Source organism: Nocardia sp. NBC_01388, from assembly GCF_045040085.1.
Lineage (GTDB): Bacteria > Actinomycetota > Actinomycetes > Mycobacteriales > Mycobacteriaceae > Nocardia.
This window is the reverse complement of the sequence record NZ_CP109553.1, coordinates 6287224-6306064: the sequence shown is the minus strand read 5'-3', so window position 1 is coordinate 6306064 and position 18841 is coordinate 6287224. Positions and strand designations below refer to the sequence as shown.

Sequence of the window (18841 nt, the reverse complement as noted above, 5' to 3'; positions counted from 1 at the left end):
CTTCGATCGTCGCCGAGTCGGGGGGAGCAGCAGCAGGCACAGCACCCGACCCTATCTAATAGCCCGGGCTTTGCGGCGAGAACCTACCGCCGACCCCGGGGGAGCTGCGTCACTGTGGCGCGAATCCGGCGGAATCCGATGGCTCAGAGGTACTGGCCGCCGCCCGGTGATCCGTGGCCGCGGGGATCGGCGGTGGTCGAGCCCGGGGGCAGCTGCCGCATTTGTTCCAGTTGGGCGCGAGCCGCCATCTGCTGTGCGAACAGGGCGGTCTGGATGCCGTGGAAGAGACCTTCGAGCCAGCCGACCAGCTGCGCCTGGGCAATTCGCAATTCCGCGTCGGAGGGAATGACGTCATCGCTGAAGGGCAGGGCGAGGCGCTCGAGCTCTTCGCGGAGTTCGGGGGCGAGGCCCTGTTCGAGTTCGCGAATGGAGGTGCGGTGGATGTCACGCAGGCGGGTGCGGCTGGCGTCGTCCAGTGGTGCGTGCCGGACTTCCTCCAGCAGCTGTTTGATCATGGTGCCGATGCGCATGACCTTTGCGGGCTGTTCCACCATGTCGGCCAACGACTCTTCCTGCTCGACCGATTCGTCGGAATTAGCCGCACCGACAACCTGTCCGGTGAACTCGGTGGCCTCGCCGCCCACCTGCACGGCAGCGGGAATCATCAGCGGCTTGCCCTCGGGGCCGAACACGACAATGGATTCCGGCGCCCCATCCGATTGCGTCATGCCTCCATCATGTCCCGTCACCGCCGACGGCGCTAAGCGGCACCCACCCAAACCACACACACCGTTACGCCGACTTGCCCTCTGCCTTTAGAGTGGCCAGCATGACTTACGACGTCGCGCGGGTTCGGGGCCTCATACCTGGCCTGGGCGACGGCTGGATCCACCTGGACCCGCAATCAGGCATGCTGGTTCCGGATTCGGTATCGCGCGCCGTATCAACGGGTTTCCGGACCTCCGCCTTCACGCATACCAATCGGCACGGCGCGGCCAAGCGCAGCGCCGCCATTCTGGAGGCCGCCCGCGAGGCGGTCGCGGATCTGGTCGGCGGCGATCCGGCGGGCGTGGTGCTCGGCCCGGATCGGGCGGTACTGCTCGCCTGGCTGGCCGAATCGCTCAGCTCCCGGCTGGGTCTGGGCACCGGGATCGTGCTGTCGCGCCTGGATGACGAGGCGAATGTCGCGCCCTGGCTGCGCATCGCGAATCGCTATGGCGCACATGTGCGCTGGGCCGAGGTGGAGATCGAGACCTGCGAAATGCCGGCCTGGCAGTTCGAGGAACTCATCGGCCCCACCGCCCGATTGGTGGCATTGACGGCCGCCTCGCCCATCGTCGGCTCCGCACCCGCCGTGCGGGTGGCCGCCGATCGGGTGCACGAGGTCGGCGGTCTGCTGGTCGCCGACTGCTTCGGCGCGGCGCCCTACGCGCTCATCGATATCGATGAACTCAATGCCGATGTGATCGCGCTGAGCGCACCCGCCTGGGGTGGCCCGCAGATCGGCGCGCTGGTCTTCCGCGATCCCGCGTTCCTGGACCGCATTCCGTCCATGTCGCTGAATCCGTATGCCAAGGGGGCCGAACGCCTCGAGGTCGGCGGCCACCAGTACGCGCTGCTGGCGGGGCTCGCCACCTCCGTCGACTTCCTGGCCGGACTCGACGAGCGCGCCACCGGCACCCGCCGCGAACGCCTCGAAATGTCCATCACCTCACTGCAGGACTATCACGATCAGCTCTTCGAACATCTGATGTCGGTCCTCGACCAGATCCCGAATCTGACCGTGATCGGCCGGGCCTCCACCCGCATTCCGACGGTGAGTTTCACCATCTCCGGAATGCAGGCCGAGAAGGTCTCCGCCAAGCTGGCCGACGCGCGCATAGGCACGCTCAGCGGATCGCACGGCGGCAGCCGGCTGCTCGATGCGCTCGGCGTCAATGACGAGGGCGGGGCCGTCACCATCGGCCTCGCGCCCTACACCACCAAATTCGAGATCGATCAGCTCGGCCGCGCGCTCACCGCGCTCGATACCTGACCAGCTCGATACCCAGCTATTCGATCCGCAGAATGACTTTGCCGACCGTATCGGCGGAGTCCAGCAGCCGGTGCGCCTGTGCCGCATCGGAAATGGGCAGCTCGGCCGAAACCACCGGAACCACGGTGCCCTCGGCGATCAGCGGCCACAGGTGCTTGCGCAGCTCGGCGATGATCTCGCCCTTCGAGCCGGGGCCGTGCGCCGGGCGGCGGCGCAGATTGGTGGCATGAATGGTGCCGCGTTTGCCCAGCAGCGCAGCGAGATTCAGTTCGGCCTTCACCCCGCCCTGCATACCGATGATGACCAACTGCCCGTCCTCGGCGAGCGCCTCCACATTGCGTTCCAGGTAGGCCGCGCCCATATTGTCGAAAATGATGTCCGCGCCGGGGTATTCGCTCTGGAGCACGGTCACGAAATCCTGCTCGCGGTAATTGATAAGCACCGTCGCGCCCAGTTCCCGGCAGCGCTCCAGTTTCGCATCGGATCCGGCGGTCACCGCGACCCGGGCGCCCAGCGCCCGGCCCACCTGAATGGCGTGCGTGCCGATTCCGCTACCGCCGCCGTGAATCAGCAGCAAATTCCCGCTGTGCAGCCCCGCCCGCATCACCAGATTCGACCAGACCGTGGCAGCGACCTCCGGAAGCGCCGCTGCCGCAGCCACATCCAGGCCCTCGGGCACCGGCAGCACCTGGGTTTCCGGCACCAGCACCCGCTCGGCATAGCCACCGCCGGAGAGCAGCGCGCAGACCTGATCGCCCCGCTGCCAATCCCGCACCCCGGGGCCGACCGCCGCGATCACACCGGAACATTCCAGGCCGAGCGTCTCGCTCGCACCGGGCGGCGGGGGATAGAAGCCCTGACGCTGCATCAGATCCGCGCGGTTCACCCCCGCGGCCGTCACCTCGATCACTACTTCGCCCGGTCCGGGCGCGGGCAGGTCCGGCACCTGCGCCCATTTCATGACATCGGGCTCACCGAATCCGTCGAGTGTCACCGCATACATGAAACCGAGCGTACGGCTCGTTCCGAACGATTACTGTCAGGCCAGGCTCGGCGGGGACACAGCATCCTGTCAGCTTCTCCGGTCATCGTGGAGTGACCACTTCGAAAAGGGAGAAACCATGATCGGCATACTGACCGCCGTGGGCGCGCTGACCATCTTCACCGCAATGGCGATTTCCGGCTTTGTCGCGGCCGAGTCGCCGCGCGCGCTGGTGCGTGTCCGCAACCGCTGAACCGCATCGATTCCGACGTAGGTTACGCACCGGGAAAGAACTTCCGACCCCGCCCGGACCCTGGGTGTTGGTACTAGCGTTTGCCGAATGAGCAGTTTCGTCGATTTCCAGAACGAGATCTACCTTTCCGGACTCGCAGGCATCGTCCCTTCGCTACCGATGACGGCGGCGGGACTCGAAGCCCGCGCCCGGGAAGAACTGGAACCGGCGGCCTTCGCCTATGTGGCGGGCAGCGCCTCGGCCGAACGCACCGCGGCAGCCAATCTGCACGCCTTCGAGAAATACCGGCTCATGCCCCGCATGCTGCGCGGCACCAGCGGGCCCGGCGCCCGCGATCTGTCGGTGGAGGTGCTCGGAACCCATTTGGCCGCACCCGTTCTCACCGCGCCCATCGGTGTCCTCGGCCTGCTGCACGAGCGCGGCGAGACCGTGGTCGCCGAGGTCACCCGGGAACTCGGCATCGGCATGGTGCTCTCCACCGCGGGCTCCTCCACCATCGAAGAGGCTGGCGCCCTGGCCGGTGACTGGTGGTATCAGCTGTACTGGCCCAACGATCCGGAATTGGCCCGCTCCTTTGTCGAGCGCGCCGAAAAGGCCGGCGCCAAAGCCATTGTCGTCACCATCGATACGCCCGCTCTGGGTTGGCGGCCACGGGATCTGGCGCTGGGACACCTGCCGTTCCTGCACGGCAAGGGCATGGCCAATTACCTGTCCGATCCGGTCTTTCGCGCGAAACTCGCGGCGCCGCCGGAGCAGAGCGAGGAGGCCATGCGGGCGGCCGTCCTCACCTGGCTCGGGCTTTTCGGCAATCACGGCCTGCGGCCCGCCGATATCGCGCGACTGCGGGACTGGACCGAATTGCCCATTGCCGTCAAGGGTGTCGTGCACCCCGATGACGCGCGCCAATGTGTGGACGCGGGCGCGGATGCGGTGATCGTGAGCAATCACGGCGGCCGTCAGGTCGACGGCGCCATCGCCGCGCTCGACGCCCTGCCGACCATTGTCGCGACGGTCGGTGATCGCGCCGATGTGCTCTTCGATTCCGGCATCCGCACCGGCTCCGACATCATGATCGCGCTCTCGCTCGGCGCCAAGGCCGTCCTGTACGGCCGCCCCTGGGCCTACGGTCTGGGCCTGGCCGGCCGGGACGGCGTCCGCCACGCCCTGCGCACCCTGCTCGCGGATTTCGATGCGGCCATGGGACTTTCGGGCTGCACCACCCTCGACGACCTGAGCCGCACCATGATCTCCTCCTATCGGATCTGAAACCCGGTGACACGCGGCCCCGATGGGAATGTGTCGTCATGGGGCCGTGCGCAGCCACGGCGCGGTACCGGCCAATACAATGAAACCGTGGCAGTCGGAACCGAGGGCCCGGCGGTCGAACCGAAATGGCTCACGCCGCAGCAGCAACGCGCGTGGCGGGCCTATATGGAAGGCTCCCAGCGCCTGATGGCCGACCTCAATCGGCAATTGCAGCGCGACAGCGCACTCTCTTTCGCGGACTATCGCATTCTCGTGAAACTCTCCGAGGCGCCCGGCCGGTCCCTGCGCATGAGCGATCTCGCCGATGGCGTGTTCTCCTCCCGCAGCCGCCTCACCCACCAGATCCGCCGCCTCGAAGGTCAGCGCGTGGTCCGGCGGATACCCGCCGAGGACGACGGCCGCGGTGTACTGGCCCAGCTCACCGATGAGGGCATGCGCCGGCTGCGGGCCGCCGCACCCGGTCACGTGGCCGCCGTCCGCCGCTACTTCGTCGAACTGTTCACACCGCAGCAACTCGCCGCGGTGGCCGCGGCCATGGAACTGGTCAACCTCGCGTCCGACCAACGCTCCGACTAGCCCCGGCGGGCGCATCCGCTACCATCAGTGCCCTGGAAGCGTGGCAGAGTGGCCGAATGCATCCGCCTTGAAAGCGGACGTCGTGAGAGCGACCGGGGGTTCAAATCCCTCCGCTTCCGCTGGAAAACCAGAGGTGGGCACCGGCTTTCGAGCCGGTGCCCACCTCTGTAAGCAGGGCTTTCCCGTTGAGTGTGGCGCGACTCACCGTTGGCGGAGACTCGCGCGGAGGGTCACCTCGTCGCTGTCGCCTTCTGGCAGGATCGCTGCTGTGGATCGCCGCCGTCGAGTACGGCGTCGCCTTGCCGGCGCCTTGGCCAGCGCCGCACTGTTCGCCGGTGCGGCGGTGCTGTCGCCTTCGCTCGCCCTCGCGCAGCCGCCGGTCGACTCCGGCTCCAATGAGGAGTCGCCGCCCGCGGTCGATCCCGTACATCCGATGCACGCGGCCATCTCGCACGTCGAGAATGTGGGTGACCGCCTGCTGCGCGTCTCGGTCGTCTCACCCGCCATGGGCCGCGTCGTGGATGTCCAGGTGCTGGTCCCCGCCGACCGCGGCACCCCTCGCCCCACGCTCTACATGCTCGACGGCCGCAGCGCCGCACCCGATGTGAACAACTGGGCCGTCAAAGGCGGCGCCCTGAACTTCTTCGCCGACAAGTACGTGAATGTGGTCTTCACCCTCGGCGGGCCCGCCAGCTACTACACCGACTGGCTGCACGCCGATCCCAAGCTCGGCACCAACCGCTGGGAAACCTTCCTCACCCGGGAATTGCCGCCGCTGCTCGATGCGCGCTTCGAAGGCAATGGCATGAACGGCCTTACGGGTGTCTCGATGGGCGCTGAGGCCGCGATGATGCTCGCCGTGCGTCATCCGGACCTCTACCGGGCGATCGGGGCGCACAGCGGCTGCTACGCAATGAGTTCCGACTTCGGCCAGGCCCAGGCGCGCGCGGTGATCGGCACCTTCGGCGGAGATCCGGACAATATGTTCGGGCCGTCCGACAATCCGCAGTGGGCCGAACACGATGTGGTCAATCACGCGGAAGCGTTGCGCGGCAAGGCCATCTACCTGTCCTCCGGCAGCGGTATCCCCGGGGAGCACGACGGTCCCGGGAATCCGGACGCGCGCAGCGCCATTCTGTTCGGCGGACCGCTCGAGGCAGGGGCGGATATGTGCACCCGCCAGCTCTCCGATCGCCTCGGGCAGCTCGGCATCCCGGCGGTGGTGGACCGCCGCCTCACCGGGACGCACTCGTGGCCCTACTGGGCCGACGAATTACCGCGCTCCTGGCAGACCCTCGCCGACGGACTCGGAATCGGCTGAGGCGCGAAATCGACTGTGGCCCAGCCGGGAAGCGGACCGTGGCCGGGTACCGGTAGCGGGCGGTGGCTCAGCCCAGGAAGCGGGCGACGGTCTCCGGCGCGGTGGCGAAGCTCAGGAACAGATCGTTCTCGTGCGGGTCGCCCGCGGTGACCCGCACCCCGTCGGCGCCGTAGGGGCGGATGAGCACGCCCGCCTCGGCACTCGCCTCGCCGTACTCGGCGCTGCGGGCGCCCAGCGGCAGCCAGACGAAGTTCGACGAACTGACCGGCACCTGGTAGCCCGCCGCGAGCAGCGCGTCCCGTATGCGATCACGTTCCGCCACAACGGCATCCGTGCGCTCCAGCAGTTCGTGCCGCGCCTCCAGGGACGCGATGGCCGCCGCCTGCGCCACCCGGTTCACGCTGAACGGGATATGCACCTTCATGAGCGCGGTGATGACCTCCGGAGCGCCGACCGCGTAACCGACGCGGAGTCCGGCCAGCCCGTACGCCTTCGAGAAGGTACGCAGCACAAGCACATTCGGGCGATCGCGGCCCAGCTCGACACCGTTGGGCTGATCGTCGAGGCGCATGTACTCGTAGTAGGCCTCGTCCAGCACCACCAGTACGTCCGCGGGCACGGCATCCAGGAAGCGGGTGATGGCCGCCGCCCCGAGCGCGGTACCGGTCGGATTGTTCGGATTGCAGACGATGACCACGCGGGTATTCGGCGTCACTGCCGCCGCGAGGGCGTCCAGATCGTGGGCGTACTCGCCGTCCAGCGGCACCTGCACGGCCTTGGCCCCGGCCACCTGGGCGACGATCGGGTACGCCTCGAAAGAGCGCCAGGCGAAAAGCACCTCATCTGTGGGCGCCAGGCAGGTGATCTGCACCAGCTCCTGGCAGATCGCGACACTGCCGCACCCGGCCGCCACGTTCGCCACCTCGACGCCGTGGAATTCCGCGATGGCGGTGCGCAATTCGAGCGCCGAATTATCCGGATACCGGTTCACCTGCTCCGCGGCCTCGGCAATGGCCTTGGCTACCGAAGGTAGCGGCGGGAAGGTGGTCTCATTGCTGGCCAGCTTCACCACGCCGGGCTGGGTGCGGCCGGCCACGTAGGCCGGGATGACATCGAGGTCCGGACGGATGTGCGCGCTCACAGCTCCAGCCTATGTCCCGGCCCGTCGAGCCCCTTCGGTGGTGCCGTACCCGGAAAATCTCCGGGGCGGCGGCCTCCCGCAAACATTAATCCCGAAGTTACCTTGCGCAACTACTCTGGCTGCATGGCGGGCATTTTCCGAGATCTTGCGCCTGTGCACGAGAAGACAAAGGTTCCTCTCATAGTGATCGAACCGGACGGTCACGCACGCGGCGGCATCGTGGTGTTGCACGAATCACGCGAATTCACCGACCCACTGCTGGAACTCATGCGGTCACTGGCCGACGACGGCTGGACCGTGGTCGCCCCCGACCTGTTCCACCGAGCCAACGGCGTGGTTCCCGACAAAGTGTTCGGCGCGGATCTTTTCGAAGACTTCGACGCCTGTTTCGACTGGCTGACCGGCCGCGGCGTCTTCCGCGACTGCGTCGGCGTGCTCGGCTTCGACTCCGCGGGCACCGCGGCGGCCCTGGTGGCCACCGATCGCCGGATCGGTGCGGCGGTCAGCGTGGCCGCGCCCGGCATCGACACCGCGCTCACCCCACAGGCCGTCGCGCTCATCGCCGCCGCCCCGAATCTGCAGGCGCCCTGGCTGGGCCTGTTCGGTGCGGACGATCCGCGCACCCCGCCCGACCATATCGACCGCCTGCGTGATGCCGCGGCCCGCGCCGTTGTCGCCACCCTGGTGGTCAGTTACCCCGGGCTGCACCACCGTCCAGACCACCCCGGCTTCGAACCGGCCGACCTCGACGACGCCTTCACCCTCGACGCGCGCACCCGGATCTTCGATTGGTTCGACAGTCACCTACGTTGACCAGCCGTTTTGTCTAATGGTCGACTGCTGTGTAATCTTTCATCCCGGCGGTTCGAAAGGACCGGCGCCCTCGTAAGAGAAGGCTCCAGGAGGCGTGCCAGAGCGGCCGAATGGGACTCACTGCTAATGAGTTGTCCCTTCACGGGGACCGGAGGTTCAAATCCTCTCGCCTCCGCCAAGCCCGGTTCACCGGGCTGCAAGACCCCGGTTCGCTGGGTACATAAATGAATAGCCATGCGCCCGTAGCTCAACGGATAGAGCATCTGACTACGGATCAGAAGGTTAGGGGTTCGAATCCCTTCGGGCGCACACAAAGACAGAAGCCCCTCCGCTCGGTGCGGAGGGGCTTCTGACGTTTCCGGCCTGTATAAATCGGGCGTCCCCGGCCATGTTCGAGTCGGGCGTCCCCGACTCGATCAGGCTGTGCTGTATTTCGGCAGTGCCTCCTTCCGGTGGCCGAATTCGGTTCGGCTGCCGGAAGAATCATTCATCCCGAGGGATCAGGGCAGGACCTGCGGAATCACCTGCGGGGCGAGCGCGCCGACGAGCATGCCGACCAGGGCCAGCTGCAGCGCGGGGCCGACGGCGCAGAGCGGGATGAGGGGAATGCCGATAATGGTGACGGCGCAGACGACGGCTCCGGTCACGCCGCCGATGATGCCGCCCAGGGCCGCACCGTTGGCCAGCGGATCATGGTTGGCCGCATCCGGATTGGTGGCGATGTTCTGCGGACCCGGCGCGCTCACGGCCTCGGCCTCGGCAGCGACGGACTGAGCGACATCGGGGGCGGCGGGCTGAGCGATGGCGGGGGCGGCGGGCTGGGCGATGGCGGCCGCGGGCTGAATCGCGATCGGGGCTTCCGGAGTCACGGCCATCTGGACGACGGCGGCCGACTGCGGGGCGAGATCGGGGGCAGTGGCGGAAGCCGTTCCCGCGCTCGCGAAGGTCGCGGCGACGGCGAGCGGCAATGCCGCAATGAGAGCCTTGCGACCGAAATTGGACATGGTCTTGCGCATGATTTTTCCTTAACCCCCGCCGCACGCTCAAATTAGCTGGCGTGCAGAACGTTTCGCGTTGCGAATGACAACGATCAAGTTCTATATGATCGCGGTCGCCGAATCAAGTCCGGGTCCCATTATTCGTATCCGCCGCAATTGTGTTCGACGACACCGTAACTCGGTGCTATTTCCACCGACCGGGGTCGGCATAAGAAGAAAGCCTGTCCGCTCGGTGCGGACAGGCTTTCCGATTCAGGGACTGCGGCACAGGCGAATCCGCGCGCCGCTCACTTCCAGGCGGCGAGATCCGGGAGATCGCCGGTGAGATCGCCACCGGGGGAACGGCCGACGAGCCAGGCGGCAAGCGCGGTGGCCGGGCCGGTGATCGTGGCGCCCGGCGTGCCGACGGCGCCGGACCAGCCGGTATCGGTGGCCGTGACGGTGAAACCGGGGCCCTGCTCCTTGGCGGCGAGATCGGCAACGGCCTGGGGCAGCAGGCGATCCACGAAGGCGCTGCTCCAATCCGCCGGGGTGTAACCGGTATTCAGATCCACATGGTGAATCTCCACCTCCACCAGGCGCATCCACACCACGCGGGTGGCGGCCATCTCGCCGCCCTGGCGATTGCGGACGACGGCCTGCCAGCTCTCCTGCGGCATCACCCGGGCCAGCGCCAGCCAGCGTTCGGAGGCGGCCGTGAGGTCCTCCAGCTGCTCGTGCAGGGCGCGCGGCGCACCCGTCTCGATATCGGCGTCACGCAGGAACGCGCTTGCGTACTGCGGGGTTTCGATGCCGGTGCGGGCCCACAGCAGCAGATTGACGAGACTGTCGGCATTGCGGGACAGATGTGCCAGCACATGGCCGCGGCTCCATCCGGGCAGTAGCGAGGGCTCCACCACATCGGCGTCGTGCAGGGCCGAGACGGCGCCGAGCAGGCGGGCGGTCGCGGCGGCGACAGTATCGAGCTGCGTGGGGATCGCGGTGAGTTCCGGTGCGTCGCTGGTCACCACTCGACCCTACCCAGCGGTGCCGCGATCGCGTTCGGCCACAACGATTTGCACCGCGAGCACGATCAGCCACAGCGACATGGCGCCCACCTGGATGCGCTGCGCGATTCCGAGACCGTAATTGCCGGGCAGATTGTCGGCGATCATCATCCACGCCGTCACCACCGCACCGACGATCAGAATCCACAGCCCGGTGTGCCGCAGAATCGGCCAGCGCCGGTATTTGAACGCCGCCACACTGAACGCGACCATCGCGATATAGATGGAGAACACCGCCAGCGTGCTGGTGAGCGCGTGGATCTGATGCAACTGCGGGAACAGCCCGGTATCGGAATACACGTGCTTGTTCGGATCCGGTTGCGAGAGCGAGAATTGCGCATCCGCGATGGTCGAGATGCCGAAACACATGAGCGCAATCCAGCCGATGTTCGAATACCGGCGGCGCGAGAACAACAGCAGCCCGCTGATGCCGGCCACCGCCAGCATGGTGCCCGAGACGGTATCGCCGGTGGTGAACACCCAGCGGAACGGTGCGCCCTTCTCGGCGAGCTGACTCAGGAAGGTATTGGTCGGATCGCTGGGGATGGGTAGCAGGAACTCCAGCACCCAGGAGGAGTAGCCCAGCCCCGCGAGAGCGATCAGGAGGGCGATCAACCAGCGGAGCATCCGCTTCCAGCGCGGCGTCGGCGGCGACTCGTCCGGAGTCGCTGCCGCCTGTTGCTGCTCTGTTGGCATCATCGCCGTACTCGCTTTCGCCGGCCTCGCTCGCTCTCGCAGTGCAGCTGTCCGGACTGGTCGGACGGTCCGGTGATCAGTCCATTGTCGCGCATCAGCTCGGTCGATTCTCACGCTGTCCGCATCAAACTTCGCATCACCAGGTCGGCAGCCGAATCGGGCGATTCGTGCTCCCAGACCCGCACCACCGTCCAGCCCGCCTGCGCCAATCGCGCATCGGTGTCCCGATCCCGTGCCACATTCCCGGCCAATTTCTCTGCCCACCACTGCGCATTGTTCTTCGGCGCGGTGGCGTGTTCGGGGCAGCTGTGCCAGAAGCACCCGTCCACGTACACCGCCACCTTCCGCCGCGGAAAAATGATGTCGGCCCGCCTGCGCAGCTTCGGCAGGGGCGCCCTATCGATGAAGAACCGCGCACCCCGCCTGTGCAATTCCCGGCGCAGCGCCAATTCCGGCGCGGTATTCACCCTGCGCTGCTTCGCCATCCGGGCACTGGTCGCCGCATCGGTCGCGGGGCGCTGGGCGGAGGAGGTCACAATTACGGCTTACCACCGTGTCGGTGGACGGGGCATTGCCGCCGGTGGGAGTAGCTTCGGGACCCGGTGGGAGGACGTCAGGCGGCTTCGCGCGGAAAGCCGCCCATGCGGTCGAGGTGGTTCTCCATATCCTCGATGAAGCCCGGCGGAAATCGCAGCGTGCCCATGCTGGTGCGGCGCAGGAATCCGGCGGTGGCGCGGGCGGACAGCAGGCGGACATCGTCGAGGAACCAGCGCAGATCCTCGTACGGCGCGTGAACGGGCCAGGTGGACACCGGAACTCGGTAGACCACGCCGTCGCGCCCCCAGGCGGCGGCGGGCCAGGCGCGGCGGGTGTGCGGTTCGCCCTCCTCGAAGGGGTCGTCGACGGCCTCGGCCAGCCGGCCGCCGACCCAGGACGCCATGCGCACGCTCACCGCATTGCCGACCAGCTTCCAGCGATGGCCCGGCCGCACCCCCGGAACATCGAGAGCCGGTGTGGTCCAATCCCGATCGAAGCCCTGCAGGCGTTCGGCATCGGTGATGCCGGGCGTGACGATCTCACCGGAGGGCAGGCGCACCGCCGGGGGACTGGCAATGCCCAGGGCCGAACCGCCCTTCACGGTCGGCACCGCGTTCACCGCCCAGCCCAGGCCGCGGGTGCCCTCGGTCCAGTAGAAGCCGCACGGATCGTGCTCGGGATCGCCGACCGTGCGCGGTCCGGCATCGGCGCCGAAGAGCACCGGGCGCGGATCCTCGGTGCGCGAGGCCAGCATGAGCACCCGCTGGCGGCGCTGTGGCAGCCCGAATGCCTGCGCGTCGACCACCCGGTATGCCCACAGGTAGCCGAGCTCCTCCAGCGCGCTCGTAATGTGCCGCATCGCCGCACCGCCGCCCAGCTGCAGCATGAACGGCACGTTCTCCATCAGCAGCCAGCGCGGGCCGCGTTTGCGGCGCACCAGCCGGAACACCTCGTCCACCAAACCCGAACGGGCACCGGTGATTCCGGCCGTCCGGCCCGCCTGCGACAGGTCCTGGCACGGGAACCCGGCCGCGACCAACTCCGTCCCCGCGGGCAGTGACCGCAAGCGCTTCACATCCGAATGCAACTCGACGTCGGGAAAGTGCGCCGCCAGCACCCCCTGCGCGCCCGCATCGATCTCACACAGCAACTCGCTGCGCCACCCGTGCGCCGAAAGTCCGAGCTCCAGCCCGCCGATCCCGGCGAACAGCCCGACCATCCGCGCGCCAGTCACACCGATTCCTTTCAACCACGAGTTCCCCAAACACCCGCGACTACGTTACTCGAGTCCCGCGAACCCACCCACGTTCAACACCGGGCATAACCGGCGAGCTAGCACGCCGAGCCCCGCCGACCGGGCAATCACGCCCGCGACACGCCGATAAACCTGACAGCGGCCCGCGCGGCCCACAGTGCTTCCGCCCGCAACGGAACTGCTCACGCGAAGATCGCGGTGAGCACCTGGGCGGTGACCGCGCGACGGGGTCGCCGACCAGGAAGAAGGTGGCAGCGCAGGACGGTAAGGACCGGCCGCCTGATGACCCGGGCACTGTGATGACATCGCCCCGGAGGCGCGTCGGCTGGTGCCTGCCCGCGCAGTTGCGGGCGCGTGGCCGCGTGGGTCGCGGGGCCGGAACGCGCTGCACGTACGGTTATAGCGTGACGGAGAGCGGGAGCGAGGACTCTAGACCGGCGGTGTCGAAATGGCCGTCGATACTGACCTGGCGTGCGCACAATTCGTCGCGCATGGAGTCGGCGCGGGTGGTGCTCAGCGGCAACCGGATTCGCGCGGCCGGGCGCATCATTGCCGGTGAGTGTGCGGATCATCCGGCGTTCAGCGCGTCATACGACCTGGTCACCGATGAGAACGGGGTGACGCGGCGGCTGTCGCTGCGCAGCACCCTGGCCACCGGGGAACGGCACGCCTCCATCGCCCGGGACGAAGAGAACTACTGGCTGATCGATGCCGGCGGGACCCATGTGCGCTCCACCTTCGGCGGCGCCCTCGACGTCGACGTGGTGCTGAGCCCCTTCTTCAACACCCTGCCCATCCGCCGCTACGGCCTGGCGCACGCCAGCGGGGACGTCACCGTCCCGGTCGTCTACGTCCGCCTCCCCGACCTGCTCGTGCAGGAGGCCAGCGTCACCTACAGCAGCGGAGCCGACGGCATCCACGTCCTCTCCCCGGTCTCCACCGCCACCGTCACGGTCGACGACGACGGCTTCCTCCTCGACTACCCGGGCCTGGCCGAACGCATCTGAATCAGGCCCCGGCATCCCGGCCGAAATCGCCTCGCGCGGACGGGGCTGGGCGTCGAGGAATGCCGGGAGTGGTCAGTCCAGGGACTCGATTACTCCGCCGCGGCGTCCGGCGTCGGCGAGCCGGGCGAGCCAATCCTGGTCTCCCGGGCGGATTTCGGTGATGGCCCAGCGTTCGTTGTCGTCGAAGTCGACTCGGGCGTCGTGACCGGCGTCGGCGAGTTGGCCGATGGTGCCGCCCGATCGGAGCGTGTCGCGAGCGCCCTCGAGGACGCGCAGGGCGTCTTCCAGGACCTCCAGCAGAGCTGCCGAATTGGGGTCGCAGATGGCGCGGACCAGATCGGGTGCGGTGGCGGCGACGCGGGTGCCGTCGCGGAAGGAGCCCGCCGCCAGGCCGAGCGCCAGCGGTCCGCCGCCGCCGCCCTGGATGGCGAGGGCCTCCGCGAAGACGTGCGGCAGATGCGAGATGCGCGCGACCGCGCGATCGTGCTCCTCGCTGAGCACGGGCACCACCACGGATCCGCAGTCCAGCGCGAGCCGCGCCACCCGCTCCCAGGCGCCCGCGTGCGTCCCCGGATCCACGCTGACCGCCCAGGCGGCCCGCTGGAACAGGTCGGGAGTGGATGCGGCCCAACCGGACTCGCTGGTCCCCGCCATCGGATGCCCGCCCACGTACCGCCCGCCGAGCTCGTGCCGCCGCACGGCCGCCGCGACCGGGGCCTTCACACTCACCACATCGGTGAGCGCGCAGTCCGGTGCGAAGGACTTCACGTCCGACAGGATGGTGTCCAGGGCGGGCATGGGCACCCCGACCACAATCAGCGCGTCGGTCTCGGCGGCACGCCGCAGCACCGGTTCGATTGCGCTGGTCACATCGAAGTCGTCGGCCCGTGCGGCCTCGGCGCCAGCCTCCGACCGGTTGTATCCCCACACGTCGTAACCGGCCGCCGCGGCGGCGCGCAGCACCGATCCGCCGATCAACCCGGCGCCGAGGACACAGACAGCTGTTTGCGAATGGCCGCTCATGCCATCAGATTCGCATACGACTTCAACATTTGCCCCGAAGCGGACTACCGTTGCGCCCATGGCAGCACAGCGCTCGAGCACGAACAGGGCGGCGTCGGATGAGTACGACGACGTGGAAGGGTTCGCAGTGGCGGTTGTCCGCGAAGAAGCCGACTGGAAATGCACTCCGCTGAGTGCGGAGGCCCTCTCCAGTCTGTCCGCGGCCGAGGCCGAATTGCGTGAGCTGCGAGCTTCCGGCGCCGTTTTCGGTCTGCTCGATATCGACGACGAGTTCTTCATCATCCTCCGTCCGGGCCCGACCGGCAGCAGAATCCTCCTCTCGGATGCGACTGCCGCCGTCGACTACGACATCGCCGCCGATGTGCTCGAGGAATTGAACGTCGAGATTCCGGATATCGATCCGGACGATCTCGACGACGTCGAGCCCTGGGAAGAGGGTGACCTGGGCGTTCTTTCCGACCTCGGTCTCCCCGAACCGGTCCTCAGCGTCATCCTGGCCGAAACCGACCTCTATCCCGACGAACAGCTCGGCATGATCGCCCAGCGACTCGGCTTCGCCAATGAGTTCTCGGCGGTGCTCGACAAACTCCCGCGCTGATCCCGGCCGGGATGAGCCGTCACAACGCGTCCACCGGCGCTACCGGGCCCTCGCGGCCGGGTAGCGCCGTATCGCTGTCCGGGGCAGTCTCCGGCGCGGACTCCGCGCCGCTCTCCGATGAGGCGATGATCCGTGCGGCCATCGAAGCCGCACAGCTGGCCGACCCCCGCGACGTCCCCGTCGGCGCGGTGGTCTTCGACGGCTCCGGCCGCGAACTGGCCCGCGCCGCCAATGCCCGCGAGGCCCTCGGCGATCCGACCGCACACGCCGAGGTCCTCGCCCTGCGCGCGGCGGCCCGGGTCATGGGCGACGGCTGGCGCCTGGAACACGCGACCCTCGCCGTCACCCTGGAACCGTGCACCATGTGTGCCGGCGCCCTGGTCCTGTCCCGCGTGGGCAAACTCGTCTTCGGCGCCTGGGAACCGAAAACCGGTGCCGTCGGCTCACTCTGGGACGTGGTCCGTGACCGACGTCTCAATCACCGCCCCCAGGTCCGCGGCGGTGTCCTCGAATCCGACTGCGCCGCACTCCTCGACACTTTCTTCCGCACCCAGCGCCCCTGACCCCCTCCCCAGCCGATTTCGGGATTGGGCGGGTGCTGCGGTAATGTCACCGGCGGTGGCGTGTCCGAGCGGCCTAAGGAGCACGCCTCGAAAGCGTGTGAGGGGTAACCCCCCTCCGAGGGTTCAAATCCCTCCGCCACCGCTGAGAAGCCCCGCAACAGGGAAACCTGTTGCGGGGCTTTTTCTTTGGAGCATCCGCAGCTTCGGAGCACCCGAGAACGCACTCGGCCCCCACTCGAATCGAGTGGGGGCCGAGCGCTGTGACAGGTCAGACTGCGGCCGGTTCCTTGTCCAGCACCGGGGCGGAGCCCTTGAGGGCTGCGAGCTTGGTGCCCTCGACGTCGATGTCGGGGAGGATGCGGTCGAGCCACTTGGGGATCCACCAGGCCCACTTGCCGAGCAGGACCAGCAGGGACGGGATCAGGACCATGCGGACCACGAAGGCGTCGAGCAGGACGCCCGCGGCCATGGCGAAGCCCATGGACTTGGCCACCACGTTCGGGTCCAGCATGAAGGCGCTGAAGACCGAGATCATGATGACGGCGGCGGAGGTCACGACGCGGGCGCCGTGGTGGTAGCCGCTGATCATGGCCTGCTTGGCGGATTTGCCGTGCACGTATTCCTCACGCATACGGGTCACCAGGAAGACCTGGTAATCCATGGCGAGACCGAATACCAAGCCGATCAACATGATTGGCAGGAACGACACCAGCGGATGCGGATCGACCAGGCCGAACTTGCCCTCCTGGAAGATGAGCACCGTCGCGCCGAAGGTCGCCGCCATGGAGAGCAGGAAGCCGAGCGCGGCGGTCAGCGGTACCAGGATCGACCGGAACACCAGCACCAGCAGCAGGAAGGCCGCGCCCGCCACGATCGCCAGGTAGGGCACGATCTTGCTGAGCAGGCCCGCCGAGACATCGGCGTAGATGGCGGTCGTGCCGGTGATGCCGTATTCCATGCCGTAGCGGTTGTTGAATTCCGATTCGGCATTGCGGGCGTTCTTGACCAGATCCTTGGTGACCTTGTCGTTCGGCCCGGCCTTGGGCACACCGGTGAAGAGTGCGGCCTCGCCGTCCTTGCTGGTCTGTGCGACGGTCAGGTAGTCCATACCGTCGGCGTGGGCCACCTTGTCGCGCAGCGCATTCAGGGCTTCCGTGCGCTGATCGGCCGGCGTCTTGCTCATATCGACGGCGAACATCAGGGTGCCGTTGGAACCCTCGCCGAAGCCGGCGGTCTGCAGTTCGTACGCCTTGTAGAGGTAGGTGTCCTTCGGCATCGAATCGCCGCCGGGCAGGCCCAGCTGCATACCGGCCGCGGGTGCGGCCAGCAGACCGAGCAGGACCACCGAGATCGCGAGGGTCAGTGCGGGCGCCTTGCCGATGAGATTGGCGAAGCGCATGCCGTTGGTGACGGAGCTCTCGTCCTCGGGATCGTGCCGTGCGACACCGGGCAGTTTCGGCTTGAACAGGAAGCGGCCGAAGGCGCCCATGAGCGCGGGCATCAGGGTGATGGCCACCAGCACGGCCATGAAGGCCGCGACAGCACCGAAAATACCCATGTAGGTGAGGAAGCTGACGCCGACGAAGCTCAGTCCGGCCAGCGCGATGATGACCGTCAGACCCGCGAAGATGACCGCGGATCCGGCGGTGCCGACCGCGGTGCCCGCCGCCTCTTCCGGCGAATTCGACACTGTCAGTTCATGTTTGTATCGCGAGACGATGAACATGGCGTAGTCGATGGACAGCGCCAGGCCGATCATCGAGGCCAGCACCGGCGTGAAGGTCGGCACGGTCAGCCAGTGGGTGCCGAACATGATGATGGAGATGGCGGTGCCCACGCCGACGAGCGCGGTGAGAATCGGCACGAACGCCGCGACGACCGCGCCGAAGCCGACCATCATGACGACCAGCGCCACCGCGATGCCGATCATTTCCGAGCTGCCCGAGGAGCCGCCCGGATCCTGTGCGATGGAACCGCTCATCTCGACCGTGAATCCGGCGGCGCGCGCGTCATCGCCGATGCCGTACGCGGCGGTCCGGTTGTCGGCGGTGATATCCGCGAACTTCGCGATATTGAACTTCGCCTTGACCATGGCGACCGAATCGGGCGCGGTCTTGTTCAGCACGTTCAGCGGCGCGCTACTGCAGGACCCGGAGAAGTCCGGGGAGTTGCGCACGGCCGGGTCGGCGGACAGGCAGTCGATCTTGGACGCGTCACCGATCTTCTTGGTGAGGTCGATCGGGTCGGCCGCCGGGACGGACTTGTCGATGATGTCGAGCCCGTTGAGCTTGTCGACGAACGCCCGAAGGGTCTGCGCGTTCTTCGGGTCGGTGAGCTTCTCACCGGCCGGTGCGCCGATCACGTAGGTGCCGGTGACCGCATTGGGGTCGAAATCGTTCGAGGCGCCCGGGAAGTGCTTGTCGAGGATTTCGGTCGCCCGCTCGGACGGCAGCCCGGGCATGGTGAAACTGTCTTGGAAGGGTTTGGCGAGTGAGCCGCCGACGCCGCCGATGAGGATCAGCGAGATCAGCCAGACACCGATAATGAGCCATTTTCGGCGGAAGGCGAACTTTCCCCACCGATAGAGGTAAACGGACACGGGACTCTCCTGGCGATGGTTTCGGGGCGATGGTTGTTTTGAAACTCCACAAGTGCGTGTGAGCGCGTAGACAGCCCTGCCGCGGGAGCTTTCAGCTCCTCGCCTTCACGTCATACTTCTGCCTACCGTGCG

General features: G+C 67.5%; 18 protein-coding genes and 4 tRNA genes. 12 read left to right on the top strand and 10 right to left on the bottom strand.

Annotation, left to right across the window (positions count from 1 at the left end):
• Window positions 1-143 precede the first annotated feature (143 nt).
• A complete protein-coding gene (locus OG716_RS30415; RefSeq protein WP_405133939.1) occupies window positions 144-728 on the bottom strand; it encodes a bacterial proteasome activator family protein in 585 nt (194 codons plus the stop codon).
• Window positions 729-829: 101 nt separating this feature from the next.
• Here OG716_RS30415 and OG716_RS30410 point away from each other — a divergent pair, with 101 nt between their 5' ends.
• A complete protein-coding gene (locus OG716_RS30410; RefSeq protein ID WP_405133938.1) occupies window positions 830-2035 on the top strand; it encodes a cysteine desulfurase-like protein in 1206 nt (401 codons plus the stop codon).
• A gap of 16 nt (window positions 2036-2051) precedes the next feature.
• On the opposite strand, the gene OG716_RS30405 is transcribed toward OG716_RS30410, so the two are convergent.
• A complete protein-coding gene (locus OG716_RS30405) occupies window positions 2052-3038 on the bottom strand; it encodes an NAD(P)H-quinone oxidoreductase (RefSeq protein WP_405133937.1) in 987 nt (328 codons plus the stop codon).
• Window positions 3039-3357: 319 nt separating this feature from the next.
• Here OG716_RS30405 and OG716_RS30400 point away from each other — a divergent pair, with 319 nt between their 5' ends.
• The 4 genes from OG716_RS30400 (at window position 3358) to OG716_RS30385 (ending at window position 6433) form a co-directional block, all read left to right on the top strand.
• On the top strand, window positions 3358-4536 hold the full coding sequence (locus OG716_RS30400) for a lactate 2-monooxygenase (RefSeq protein WP_405133936.1): 1179 nt from the start codon (window positions 3358-3360) through the stop codon (window positions 4534-4536).
• Between the two features lie 87 nt (window positions 4537-4623).
• Window positions 4624-5112 (top strand): MarR family winged helix-turn-helix transcriptional regulator, encoded by a 489-nt coding sequence (locus OG716_RS30395; protein WP_405133935.1) that lies wholly within the window; start codon window positions 4624-4626, stop codon window positions 5110-5112.
• 34 nt (window positions 5113-5146) lie between these two features.
• Window positions 5147-5231: transfer RNA gene (locus OG716_RS30390), tRNA-Ser, on the top strand.
• A gap of 149 nt (window positions 5232-5380) precedes the next feature.
• On the top strand, window positions 5381-6433 hold the full coding sequence (locus OG716_RS30385; RefSeq protein WP_405133934.1) for an alpha/beta hydrolase: 1053 nt from the start codon (window positions 5381-5383) through the stop codon (window positions 6431-6433).
• A 67-nt stretch (window positions 6434-6500) separates the two neighbouring features.
• On the opposite strand, the gene hisC is transcribed toward OG716_RS30385, so the two are convergent.
• Window positions 6501-7574: a histidinol-phosphate transaminase gene (hisC, locus tag OG716_RS30380; RefSeq protein WP_405133933.1), complete on the bottom strand. Its 1074-nt coding sequence runs from the start codon at window positions 7572-7574 to the stop codon at window positions 6501-6503.
• Window positions 7575-7697: 123 nt separating this feature from the next.
• On the opposite strand from hisC, the gene OG716_RS30375 reads away from it, so the two are divergent.
• The 3 genes from OG716_RS30375 to OG716_RS30365 all read left to right on the top strand — a co-directional run bounded on the left by OG716_RS30375 (window position 7698) and on the right by OG716_RS30365 (window position 8696).
• Window positions 7698-8387 (top strand): dienelactone hydrolase family protein, encoded by a 690-nt coding sequence (locus OG716_RS30375; protein WP_405133932.1) that lies wholly within the window; start codon window positions 7698-7700, stop codon window positions 8385-8387.
• A gap of 88 nt (window positions 8388-8475) precedes the next feature.
• Window positions 8476-8565 (top strand) — tRNA-Ser (locus tag OG716_RS30370).
• Between the two features lie 58 nt (window positions 8566-8623).
• Window positions 8624-8696, top strand: a tRNA-Arg gene (locus OG716_RS30365).
• A gap of 191 nt (window positions 8697-8887) precedes the next feature.
• Here the strand turns inward: OG716_RS30365 and OG716_RS30360 are convergent.
• The 5 genes from OG716_RS30360 to OG716_RS30340 form a co-directional block, all read right to left on the bottom strand.
• Complete coding sequence (locus tag OG716_RS30360) at window positions 8888-9403, bottom strand: hypothetical protein (protein ID WP_405133931.1); 516 nt, start codon at window positions 9401-9403, stop codon at window positions 8888-8890.
• Window positions 9404-9672: 269 nt separating this feature from the next.
• On the bottom strand, window positions 9673-10392 hold the full coding sequence (locus OG716_RS30355; protein ID WP_405133930.1) for a maleylpyruvate isomerase family mycothiol-dependent enzyme: 720 nt from the start codon (window positions 10390-10392) through the stop codon (window positions 9673-9675).
• A 9-nt stretch (window positions 10393-10401) separates the two neighbouring features.
• On the bottom strand, window positions 10402-11127 hold the full coding sequence (locus OG716_RS30350; RefSeq protein ID WP_405133929.1) for a DUF998 domain-containing protein: 726 nt from the start codon (window positions 11125-11127) through the stop codon (window positions 10402-10404).
• A 110-nt stretch (window positions 11128-11237) separates the two neighbouring features.
• On the bottom strand, window positions 11238-11663 hold the full coding sequence (locus OG716_RS30345) for a very short patch repair endonuclease (RefSeq protein ID WP_405133928.1): 426 nt from the start codon (window positions 11661-11663) through the stop codon (window positions 11238-11240).
• A gap of 77 nt (window positions 11664-11740) precedes the next feature.
• Window positions 11741-12883, bottom strand: a complete 1143-nt coding sequence (locus tag OG716_RS30340) for a DNA (cytosine-5-)-methyltransferase (protein ID WP_355125877.1) — start codon at window positions 12881-12883, stop codon at window positions 11741-11743.
• A gap of 440 nt (window positions 12884-13323) precedes the next feature.
• Between OG716_RS30340 and OG716_RS30335 the strand changes: the two genes are divergently transcribed.
• Window positions 13324-13926: a putative glycolipid-binding domain-containing protein gene (locus tag OG716_RS30335; protein WP_405133927.1), complete on the top strand. Its 603-nt coding sequence runs from the start codon at window positions 13324-13326 to the stop codon at window positions 13924-13926.
• Window positions 13927-13998: 72 nt separating this feature from the next.
• Here OG716_RS30335 and OG716_RS30330 read toward each other — a convergent pair whose 3' ends face one another.
• Window positions 13999-14949 carry a prephenate dehydrogenase gene (locus OG716_RS30330; RefSeq protein ID WP_405133926.1) on the bottom strand — a complete coding sequence of 317 codons (951 nt, stop codon included), beginning with the start codon at window positions 14947-14949 and terminating at the stop codon, window positions 13999-14001.
• Window positions 14950-15007: 58 nt separating this feature from the next.
• On the opposite strand from OG716_RS30330, the gene OG716_RS30325 reads away from it, so the two are divergent.
• The 3 genes from OG716_RS30325 (at window position 15008) to OG716_RS30315 (ending at window position 16252) form a co-directional block, all read left to right on the top strand.
• A complete protein-coding gene (locus OG716_RS30325) occupies window positions 15008-15547 on the top strand; it encodes a tRNA adenosine deaminase-associated protein (RefSeq protein WP_297609877.1) in 540 nt (179 codons plus the stop codon).
• Window positions 15548-15672: 125 nt separating this feature from the next.
• The gene (locus OG716_RS30320; protein ID WP_405140012.1) at window positions 15673-16110 is read left to right on the top strand and encodes a nucleoside deaminase; all 438 of its coding nucleotides are present in this window, start codon (window positions 15673-15675) and stop codon (window positions 16108-16110) included.
• Window positions 16111-16164: 54 nt separating this feature from the next.
• Window positions 16165-16252: transfer RNA gene (locus OG716_RS30315), tRNA-Ser, on the top strand.
• A 126-nt stretch (window positions 16253-16378) separates the two neighbouring features.
• Here the strand turns inward: OG716_RS30315 and OG716_RS30310 are convergent.
• Window positions 16379-18709, bottom strand: coding sequence for an MMPL family transporter (locus tag OG716_RS30310; RefSeq protein ID WP_405133925.1), 2331 nt, complete (start codon window positions 18707-18709; stop codon window positions 16379-16381).
• Between the last annotated feature and the right edge of the window lie 132 nt (window positions 18710-18841).